This window comes from Candidatus Abyssobacteria bacterium SURF_5, assembly GCA_003598085.1.
Taxonomy (GTDB): Bacteria; Abyssobacteria; SURF-5; order SURF-5; family SURF-5; genus SURF-5.
In genome coordinates this window covers 1-10,388 of sequence record QZKU01000080.1, presented here as the reverse complement: position 1 = coordinate 10,388, position 10,388 = coordinate 1, and the positions used below count along the sequence as shown (strand labels likewise).

Genomic DNA, 10,388 nt, shown 5'->3' with positions numbered 1-10,388 from the left:
AGTATCCTCTTCAGACACTCGATATACAGGATTTAGTTCATGCTTTTCAATTATTTATGACTTTTTCTCACCCACAAATTCTCATGAGGACCCAAAAAATGTAAAACAGTCGGAAGGCCTTATATGACACACTGCGTCATTTCCTCGTTAACTCGATCGGTTGGCGGCTTTCGCCAAGCATGTTCCCCGGGCTGTATTGACGCTCGCCGCTCATTCAGGACAACATCTTTTGAATCCAAGAACGTCGTTGTGTGGAAAAAGTAACATACTATGCATACACATCAGCAAAGGTGCAAGACCATCCCCCCTTATTACGCACGAACAATCGGAGAGGAAATCGGCGAAGCTTTCTGCCGCAATATGACCGGGCTCAGAGGGCGCTTGTCCTTGTTAAGCCACAGGTCATTTGACCGCGCGAAAACATGTTTCTCTCATCCCGCAAAAAAGCTTCTCGCCCGCAAACGAACGAACGATCGGCTCTGAAAGGCTTTCGGCCTTGACAGCGACGCAGTCGCGTGGAGGATTTCTTGACGGGCGGGTTATAACGTGGTTCCGCTGATTACCTGTACTTTGGAAGATAATTCTCCTGAGCGCCCCTCACCGGAGGATTCCGAGCCGGCGAGAGGACCCGATGGAAATGGAAATTTCTTTAGCCGCCGGGCCGTTGACATCGTCTTATTTTTCCTTTATCATGGGGTCTGACATGCGGCAAGTTTTTGCCGGAACTCCAAGTATTTGACCGTCATACGCCATGAGGAGAGGAATAAATGCCGAAACGGACGGATATCGAGAAGGTAATGATTATCGGATCGGGCCCGATAGTAATCGGTCAGGCGTGCGAATTCGACTATTCCGGCACGCAAGCCTGTAAGGCTCTGCGCAAGCTCGGGTACAAGATCGTTTTGGTAAACTCTAACCCCGCCACCATCATGACCGATCCCGGTATGGCCGATGTCACGTATATAGAGCCGCTTACGGTCGAAGCGATGGAAGATATAATCGCCAAGGAGCGCCCTGACGCCATTTTGCCGAATCTGGGGGGCCAGTCCGGGCTGAATTTGACTTCCGACCTGGCTCGAAAAGGCATCCTGACCAAGTATTCGGTCAAAGTAATCGGAGTGCAGGTGGATGCAATAGAGCGCGGCGAGGATCGCCTGGCGTTTAAACAAACGATGCAGCGGATCGGGCTGGAGATGCCCAGAAGTGAGATCGCGTACACGGTGAAAGAGGCCGAACAAATAGCCGAGCGCCTCGGATATCCGATTGTCATCCGGCCCGCCTACACCCTTGGAGGCACCGGCGGTGGAATGGTTTACAATCAGGAGGAGCTGTCGGTGGTTGCGAGCCGGGGGCTGGCTGCCAGCCTTGTTGGGCAGGTGCTCGTGGAGGAATCGGTTCGCGGATGGGAAGAGCTCGAGTTGGAAGTTGTCCGCGACGCCAAGAACCAGATGATAACCGTGTGCTTTATCGAGAACGTGGACGCCATGGGTATCCATACCGGCGACTCATTCTGCACGGCTCCCATGCTTACCATTGACGAAGACCTCCAGCGCCGGTTGCAGAAGCATTCGTATGATATCGTCGAGAACATCCAGGTGATCGGCGGAACAAACATTCAGTTCGCTCACGACCCGAAGACAGGCCGCGTGGTCGTTATCGAGATCAATCCGCGCACATCGCGCTCATCGGCGCTCGCTTCAAAGGCCACCGGTTTCCCGATCGCCCTGATCTCTTCGATGCTCGCCAGCGGGATAACGCTCGACGAAATCCCGTACTGGCGGGAAGGGACGCTTGATAAATACACCCCTTCGGGCGACTATGTTGTCGTAAAATTCGCTCGCTGGGACTTCGAGAAGTTTCAGGATGTCGAGGACAAGCTGGGGACGCAGATGCGAGCCGTCGGTGAGGTGATGAGCATCGGCAAGACGTACAAGGAGGCGTTCCAGAAATCGATCCGCTCGCTCGAGAAGGGGCGCCACGGACTGGGATTCGCGAGGAACTTCGATAAACTATCTCTCGAGCGGCTGTACGAACTGCTTGCGACGCCGTCAAGCGAACGGCAGTTCATCATGTATGAAGCGTTGCGCAAGGGCGCCCCGATCGATCTTCTCTATGAGAAGACCCACATCAAGCCGTGGTTCATCGAGCAGATGAAAGAATTGGTCGACCTCGAAGAGCAGCTCTTGAAATACAAGGGGAACCTTCCGCCCGATGATCTGCTTGTTCAAGCGAAGAAGGACGGTTTCGCCGACAAATACCTGTCGAAACTCCTGGAGGCGCCGGAAGCGGATATCCGGAACAAGCGGAATTCGCTGGGGCTGACAAAGGCGTATCAACCGGTGCCCGTCAGCGGAGTAAAGGACGCTGCGTATTACTACTCGACTCACAACGGCTCCGACAATGTCTCAACGAGTACCCGAAAAAAGATCATGATCCTCGGGGGCGGACCGAATCGGATCGGTCAGGGAATCGAATTCGATTATTGTTGCGTGCACGCCGCCTTTGCGCTGCGCGACCTCGGATATGAGACCATCATGGTCAACTGCAATCCCGAAACCGTCTCCACCGACTACGACACTTCCGACAAGCTCTATTTCGAGCCGTTGACGGTCGAGGACGTGCTAGCCATCTATGAGAAAGAGAAACCCGAAGGGGCAATCGTTCAATTCGGCGGCCAAACACCGCTGAATATAGCGAACGAGCTCGAACGGGCAGGAGTCCGGATCATTGGGACAACCCCGGAAACGATTGACTTGGCGGAAGATCGCGACCGGTTCAGGCACATGATGCGGAAATTCGGAATCCCACAGCCGGAATCCGGCATGGCTCGGACGTTTGAAGAGGCTCTTGAGATCGCCAACCAGATCGGCTACCCGCTGATGGTCAGGCCGTCCTATGTGCTGGGCGGGCGCGCGATGATGGTGGTGCATGACGAGCAGATGCTGAAGCGATATCTGGAAGCGGCCGTTGATGTGACGCCCGAGCGTCCCATTCTGATCGACAAGTTCCTGGAGAACGCAGTCGAGGCGGAAGCGGACGCCATAGCGGATGGGACGGACGCGTTCGTGCCGGCCGTGATGGAGCATATCGAACTGGCGGGGGTGCATTCAGGAGATTCCGCGTGCGTTATCCCGCCGATCAGCATCCCGCTGAAACACATCGAGACCATCGAGGAATATACGCGCACAATTGCGGTCGAGCTCAAGGTGGTCGGCCTCATGAATATTCAATACGCGATCGCCAACAATATTGTTTATATCCTTGAAGCCAACCCGCGCGCCTCGCGCACGGTGCCGCTGGTATCGAAGGTGTGCGGAATTTCCATGGCGCGAGTGGCGACCGAGGTAATGTTGGGCAAAAGGATCTCCGACCTCGGCCTCTCTCAGAAATGCATATCACATTTCGGCGTAAAAGAAGCGGTCTTTCCCTTCAACATGTTTCCCGAGGTGGACCCGGTGCTTGGGCCGGAAATGAGATCGACCGGCGAAGTGCTTGGAATAGCCGATTCCTTCGGGCTTGCCTTTTACAAATCTCAGGATGCCGCAAACCAGCGGCTGCCGCTGAACGGGACCGTTCTGCTCAGCGTGAACGACGACGAGAAACAGGGGGCAATCGAAGTTGCCAGGAGGTTCGCCAACCTCGGATTCGAGATTGTCGCGACACGCGGAACATGCCGATTCCTGACCGACCGCGGTTTCACGTGCAAGTCCATCGACAAGATGCACGAGGGCCGGCCCAACATTGTCGACGCTATTACGAACAAAGAGATTCAGTTGGTGATAAACACGCCGGTGGGAAAACTGGGGAAATACGACGACTCCTACATACGAAAAGCCGCCGTCAAATACAAGGTGCCTTACATCACGACGATGGCCGCCGCCGTCGCGACCGCGAAAGGAATTGAGGCATACAAGAACGGACGGGGAAATGTGAAGTCGCTGCAGGAATATCATGAGAACATAAAATGATCCTGAGGCTTCGGCCGTTCAATCACCGAATGAACACTCTCCGTCCCCGCGGCTCGACCCTGCCTTCGGCGATCAGGCGGATCACCTCGGGATAAATACGGTGCTCCTCCACCTGGATGCGCTGGTGGAGCGTTTGCGGCGTATCATCATCTTTTACTTCGACGACCGCCTGCATGATGATCGGGCCGGTATCCATCCCCAGTTCGACGAAATGGACGGTGCAGCCGGTGAATTTCACTCCATAGTCCAGCGCCTGCTTCCACGCCTCTAATCCGCGAAACGCCGGCAAAATGGATGGGTGAATATTGATGACGCGGTTGGGAAACGCCTCCAGGAAATCCCCTTTCAACATCCGCATAAAGCCCGCCAAAACAACCAACTCCACTTCTCGCTCCTTCAAGACCCGGATGTAATCGGCCTCAGCGGCCGGACTCAGCCTGGTTTTATATTTTCCGGGCGGCACATAGAGCGCGTCGACACCGTGCTTGCGGGCGCGCTCCAAAATGAATGCGGTCTGGACGTCGCTGATGACGCACGCTATCTTTGCCTTCACCCGTCCCGCGGCAACGGCATCGATAATGGATTGCAGATTTGTGCCGGTCCCCGAACCCAATACGCCAATCTTCAAGCAGGCTCTGTTCATCTTTCTCCTCCTTCACGCCCCGGCATTGCGGCAGGTGACCGCATCGGAGACGAATTTCTCTTTTCATAAAAGACGGGAAAACTTGATTATTCAGATAAGGGATGTTACATTAATTCAGGGTCCTCAAGAGGCTTTCAGCGTCCGGCATCCAGCGGAGGACATCGCCGTGGAAGTAAATTTCCGACCGCTCCCGCCCACACCCGCGGCGCGCCGCAGCGCGCCCGGTCAAGTGCCTCCCGATCAGGGTCAGAACTTCACCGAATTAATCGAGAATCTCACTTCAGCCGAAAATAATCCTGAGGCCAATGACGGATCAGGCGCCAAAAAGGAGCAAAAGAAGCCTGCCCGCCAAAAAGATGCAAAGGCTCTTCCCGCGGAACAAGCTCCTGAAGAACCCGGCAGCGCTCCGTCGGGCGACAAGCCGCCTGCCGGCCCGCGAAAACTGGGGACTCATTTCGACATCCTTGCATGATCTCCCCGGCACGCATCACTCTTGCTTCCGCTCCAGTGCTCTCCCTTTGTTCTGCCGAAATGAGCGAGCAATCCTGAACACGGCGGCTTCGCCGCCTCCAATCATCGCAGCCGTTCAGTACCCAAAGCTTTCAGAGAGCAGGGTGCCCAGTTTCTTTTTGAGAAGTCGGTAAGAGTAGTATCGCTTGCCCAGGTTGTAATTGTGCTCAACCAGCTCCTGGGTAAGCTTCGGATTATCCAGCAACTGGGTCATCAGCCGAATCGCGCTGTCGGTGACATAATCCTCAAGCTCGACCACCTTGAAGCCTCGCGGCTTGATATCAACGGAGTAGACGGAGTATAAATTCACCGCTATTGGCTTTCTGAAATAGATTGCCTCGAGGAAAGCGTTTCCGAACCCTTCAAAGGTGGACGGGTAGGTTATGAAATCGGCATGGGGATAAACATCCTCAATCGTATAGATTTTTCTTCCGTCCAGCGTGACCGCTCGTTTATCGCTGATGGTGCCGGACACAAACAAGGTATCCACGTTCAGCATCTTCGAGTATTCGCGGAGGCGCTGCTCGTAGCCGTGCCCTTCGTCGCCCGAGGCATGCGAAATGATCAGCTTTGCCTTCCGATCAAGACGCCTGACCAATTCAATCGAGGTCTCAATACCCTTCCGCTTCACGACTCGCGTAGGCTGAAGAATGAATAATTCGTCGTCCTGCAACCCGAAAACCTGCCGAACGTCCCTCGCATATTCATCGAGGGGAGGAGGCGGATTATCAAAATCCATGACGTTGGGAATAAATGTCGAGGATATGCCTCTTCGGTGGGCGAGCAGGTTGGCCGCTGTGCTATTGATGACGACGTGCTGAATGCCCGGCGAATTTGGCGGGAAAGCCATTGTCAGGTAGTCCGACGCCGAGTTCACAAGAAAATGCTTGCGTTCCCAAAAAAAATCGTGATGGTGTGCGATTGTCGGAATTCTGGTCTCGACAGTCACCTCGGTTAATGCCAGCCCAAGCGGGATATTGAGCGGGATGGTAACCGCATTTTCCGGGATAAGCAGGTCAATTTCGAATTCCCGGATGAACTCGTAGATTGTCTCCTTTAACTGCTCTTTGAGCGCATAAATTTTGCGAGTTACCTCGGGCCTCCTGCGGCTCGTCTCGAAACAGCTTGTATAAACATCCCTGATCTCCGGATGCATGAAATGAGCTTCCTTGACCAGCATCGAAATTTCAGGCGGCCGATCCAGTTCGCCCGCAAAATAAAAGCACGAATGTCCCAATTCCTCCAACACTTGCGCCCATTTTGCGGTTTCAAGGGAGACGCCGTCGGTTCCGGCGAATCGGGTGGAGATAAAACCTATTCTTCTACCTTTTTTCTTGTTTTTGGGCATAGAAAACGACTCTTTTTACATAAAGAACAACCCAGCGCTTTATCTTTACTTTAAAATATTTCTGGGGGAATGTAAAGAGTGGTCGTTCAAGGCGCGCGCCACGGCCGATTGCCCAAAGCAATGAAAGACTTGGGCGTCCAGCGGCGGGTTGAAGCGGCGCCACACTCTCAATCGGGGCGCGGAAGGCGCTCGGCGACCGGGAGCAGGTCGACCGCCTTCCGGTGCGGCTCGGCCTGATACCAATAAGCCGTGCTGGAATAGTCATGGCCCATATCGTTGGCATGTCCGTGCTCGATCGAAAACAGGATCGACCTACTGAAAACAATCGGGTCCTCGATGTGGAACCGGTACATCGAGTGTTTTCCCGTGTAGTCGTCGTTGCCCTTCAGGTGATAGCCGTAGTAGGGTGTACAGAACGGCTGTCGAACCTCATTATAATTCCAGGCGCCGCAAAAGTAGTCCTCGGTTCCCGTCCCGTGAATTGCGGGTGGCCATTTCTCTCCGTCAATGAAAAACATGTCGTCGCCCTCGCCCCACCATCCCGGAGTACGGGCGTCGATATCCAGATGGCATCCGACGTAATGGCCGTGGCCGCTTGCTTCGAGAACGATATAATTCTCCTTCCCGTCCACATTCTGGTCGTTCGGCAGTTGAACCGGGCGGCACCCGTTTTTCCTTCGCCACTGGCAGTGGAACGTCCCCAGCCCCTCGGGCAATCGTTCATGGGCCTCGTAATCGATGTAAAAATAAAGGATGAGCGGAAGCTCATCACATTCGCTCACGACCTCGATCCGGGCGTCCCGGTAAAAAGGCATCGAGAAAAAGCAGTTGAATCCGCGATCGAACATTGAGAGCGGCAGCGATGTGAAGTAGGTCGTTCTCGCGTGGCCGAGCCCAAAAACATCGCCAACAGGAACTTCAACACTGGGTTCGCGTTCGCCGTCCCAAAACATCTTGAGCACGATCTTCCTGAGATAGGCGTCCTCCGAGCACGCCAGCGTCATCCAGATATGCCGTATGATTCCCGGGCCCGGCAGGTGAGCGAGCACTCTGCTCTCTCCCGGTTGAAAGATCCAGAAATCCGCATTCCCCCCAGTCCTATCATAGCTGGACGCGCGCAGCGAGCGGCAATTGCGGAGTGAGGCCAGATGTGCTAGAGAAATGGTCGACAACATGAAACGCCTCCTTTGGCTTGACAATCAGAGCGTCCGGCATAGATGTTCGCCGGCCTTGCCGTTGTTTCGAGTTGTATGGTATTATACCGTCACCATCCATTCGATCCAAACAAAAATAGAGCGTCAATCGAAATGTCACGAACCGCCTTTGTCTATCATCCAGTATACCAGGAGCATTTCACCGGCTCATGGCATCCGGAGCGCCCTGAACGGCTGGTCGCCATGCTTGAAGCGGTGGAATCGGCGGGATTAAAAGAGGCTCTTCTCCATCTTACTCCGTCAGAGTGTCCGGTGGAGTATGTGAAAGCCGTCCATACCGAGCGGCTCATCGGCATGATCAAACGATTGTGCGGCCCAACGCTGCAACACATCGATTCGGATACCGTCGTTTCAGAAAAATCGTACGAAGTAGCGTTATACGCCGCCGGCGCAGGCATCGCCGCAGCGGACGCAATTATGGCCGGAACGGTAGAAAACGCGTTCTGTGCGGTGAGGCCGCCGGGGCATCACGCCGAGAGCGACCGCGCGATGGGCTTCTGCCTTTTCAATAATGTCGCAGTCGCCACGCGCTATCTGCAACGGCAAAAGGGCATCGAGAGGGTTCTGATTGTCGATTGGGATGTGCATCACGGCAACGGCACACAGGAGATTTTCTACGAGGACCCATCTGTACTCTACTTCAGCTCGCACCAATACCCATATTATCCCGGCACCGGAAGCATGCACGAGGGCGGCAGCGGTAAAGGGGAGACCTTTACGGTTAATGCACCCCTCCGCGCAGGGTGCGGCGACCCCGAGTATCGACAAGTTTACGAAAAGATGCTTCCCAAAATAGCCGAAGTCTTTCAGCCCCAATTCGTGATGGTTTCCGCGGGATTCGACGGCCATAAAGACGATCCTCTCGCGTCCATGCAGTTGACGGAAGAAGGATTCGGTTTTCTAACCCGGCTGACGCTTGAGATAGCGCAAAAATATTGCAGCGGCCGGCTGATCTCGATGCTCGAAGGCGGCTACGGCCAGTCACTCGGAACTTCGGTCGTTGCGCATCTGAAGGTTTTGGCCGGTTTAAGTTGACTCAAGAGGAGGCTGAAAAACCAATGCAGCGGGTGGTTGATTATTTCGAAAAGCCGGGGCCTCAGAATACGCCGCGATGCATTGAAATAGCCGCGCGGGCGGTTGCCGACGGGTGGAAGCATGTTATCGTCGCGACCACAACCGGCGAGACGGGCGCCGCCGTAGCCGAGGCGCTCGCGGGAACCGGGGCCGACGTCGTGGCGGTGACTCATAGCGCGGGATTTCGCGCGCCGGGTGAACTCGAATTAACCCCAGCCAACCGGGACAGGATGCTTTCAGCCGGCGCGAGAATATATACCGGCACCATTCTGACTCACTCGCTTGAAACAGCCCTTGCCGCGCAATTCCAAGGCATATATCCCACAACGCTGATCGCGCTTTCCCTGCGGCGGCTCGGCCAGGGAATCAAGGTGGTGTGCGAGATCGTGATGGAAGCTTGCGATGCCGCGCTCGTGTCGGAAGGACAAGAAGTGCTGGCAATAGCCGGAACCGGCAGAGGCGCCGATACGGTTGCCATTCTGCGGTCGGCTGCATCGAAACGTTTTCTTGAGCTTAGAGTCCTTGAAATTCTCGCGAAGCCGCGAGAGTAGATTGCGCGGCCAGTGGAGGATAATGGAGCAAAGAATGATGATGCGCCACAGGCAGATACTCTCCAGAAGCAATTCGGCACTCCTGGTCATTGACTATCAGGAGAAGTTGCTTGCCGCCTTCGCCAATCCCGATCCTTTCATCGGCTCCTGCATCAAGCTGATCCGGTTCGCCAAGACCCTCGATCTGCCCATCCTCTGGACGGAACAATATCCTCAGGGGTTGGGCAGGACGATCGAGCAGGTGAAACAAGAGCTGACAGGATTGGAACCGATAGAGAAAGTCAGTTTCAGTTGCTTTGGCGACTCCCGTTTTGCGAGCGCCGTTTCGCGGCTGAACCGCGCACAATTGATCGTATGTGGAATCGAGACCCATATCTGCGTCGCGCAGACGGTGCTGGATGCTCTCGAGGCAGGCTATCAGCCGCAGGTGGCCGCGGATGCCTGCGGCTCTCGACGCGAATCCGATCATGAGTTCGGCCTCCGAAAAATGGAGAATGCCGGCTCAGTGTTGACGACTGCTGAAGCCGCCATGTATGAGGTACTCGCGCGATCGGATACAGCCGAGTTCCGCAAAATTCTAAAAATTGTAAAATAAAGTCTCTTCTATCGCTTTGTAAAAATTCCGACGTTTCTGCCAAAAAAGTATTGACAGACGTATTCTCTCGTGATATAATTACGTTGCCCTCCCAAGACGCGATGTCTTCTTTCCTTCTTGTCAGAGCAATTCGATCGGCAAAGTGTCTATTTAGGTTCCTCTCCCAAAGGCTTTGTCGTGCAGGGGTGAATCGGATTTGTCATTTGACAAGAGAAAGGAGTCGCGGAATGAGTAACTTCGTTCGTGGCCGCAAAGGCTTCACCCTTGTCGAGCTGCTGGTGGTAATAGCTATTATCGGTATATTAGCTGCTATCCTGCTGCCGGCGCTTGCCAAGGCACGGGAATCAGCCCGTCGTTCTGCTTGCGTGAACAACCTCAAGCAGCTGGGCCTTGTGTTGGGGATGTATGCCTCGGAGAACAGGGACAAATTCCCTCCGCTGGCAAATCATACCGAAAGGTTCATGTATGATGCCAACTGCCTGTAT

At 54.6% G+C, this 10,388-nt stretch carries 9 protein-coding genes; 6 read left to right on the top strand and 3 right to left on the bottom strand.

What is annotated here, in order from left to right; all coding sequences use genetic code 11:
* Positions 1–767 precede the first annotated feature (767 nt).
* Positions 768–3,968, top strand: coding sequence for a carbamoyl-phosphate synthase large subunit (locus tag C4520_11885; GenBank protein ID RJP20069.1), 3,201 nt, complete (start codon positions 768–770; stop codon positions 3,966–3,968).
* Between the two features lie 22 nt (positions 3,969–3,990).
* Here C4520_11885 and C4520_11880 read toward each other — a convergent pair whose 3' ends face one another.
* Positions 3,991–4,611, bottom strand: coding sequence for a phosphoribosylglycinamide formyltransferase (locus tag C4520_11880; protein ID RJP20068.1), 621 nt, complete (start codon positions 4,609–4,611; stop codon positions 3,991–3,993).
* On the opposite strand from C4520_11880, the gene C4520_11875 reads away from it, so the two are divergent.
* Positions 4,562–5,083 (top strand): hypothetical protein, encoded by a 522-nt coding sequence (locus C4520_11875; GenBank protein RJP20067.1) that lies wholly within the window; start codon positions 4,562–4,564, stop codon positions 5,081–5,083. The genes C4520_11880 and C4520_11875 overlap by 50 nt on opposite strands.
* 114 nt (positions 5,084–5,197) lie before the next feature.
* On the opposite strand, the gene C4520_11870 is transcribed toward C4520_11875, so the two are convergent.
* On the bottom strand, positions 5,198–6,469 hold the full coding sequence (locus C4520_11870; GenBank protein RJP20066.1) for a glycosyltransferase: 1,272 nt from the start codon (positions 6,467–6,469) through the stop codon (positions 5,198–5,200).
* A 167-nt stretch (positions 6,470–6,636) separates the two neighbouring features.
* On the bottom strand, positions 6,637–7,644 hold the full coding sequence (locus tag C4520_11865) for a DUF2961 domain-containing protein (protein RJP20065.1): 1,008 nt from the start codon (positions 7,642–7,644) through the stop codon (positions 6,637–6,639).
* 132 nt (positions 7,645–7,776) lie between these two features.
* Between C4520_11865 and C4520_11860 the strand changes: the two genes are divergently transcribed.
* The 4 genes from C4520_11860 to C4520_11845 form a co-directional block, all read left to right on the top strand.
* Positions 7,777–8,718 carry a histone deacetylase gene (locus C4520_11860; GenBank protein RJP20064.1) on the top strand — a complete coding sequence of 314 codons (942 nt, stop codon included), beginning with the start codon at positions 7,777–7,779 and terminating at the stop codon, positions 8,716–8,718.
* A 23-nt stretch (positions 8,719–8,741) separates the two neighbouring features.
* Positions 8,742–9,308, top strand: coding sequence for a hypothetical protein (locus tag C4520_11855; protein ID RJP20063.1), 567 nt, complete (start codon positions 8,742–8,744; stop codon positions 9,306–9,308).
* Between the two features lie 22 nt (positions 9,309–9,330).
* Positions 9,331–9,903: a hydrolase gene (locus C4520_11850; protein RJP20062.1), complete on the top strand. Its 573-nt coding sequence runs from the start codon at positions 9,331–9,333 to the stop codon at positions 9,901–9,903.
* A 227-nt stretch (positions 9,904–10,130) separates the two neighbouring features.
* Positions 10,131–10,388: prepilin-type N-terminal cleavage/methylation domain-containing protein (locus tag C4520_11845; GenBank protein ID RJP20061.1), on the top strand; the 258-nt coding region annotated here is incomplete at its 3' end.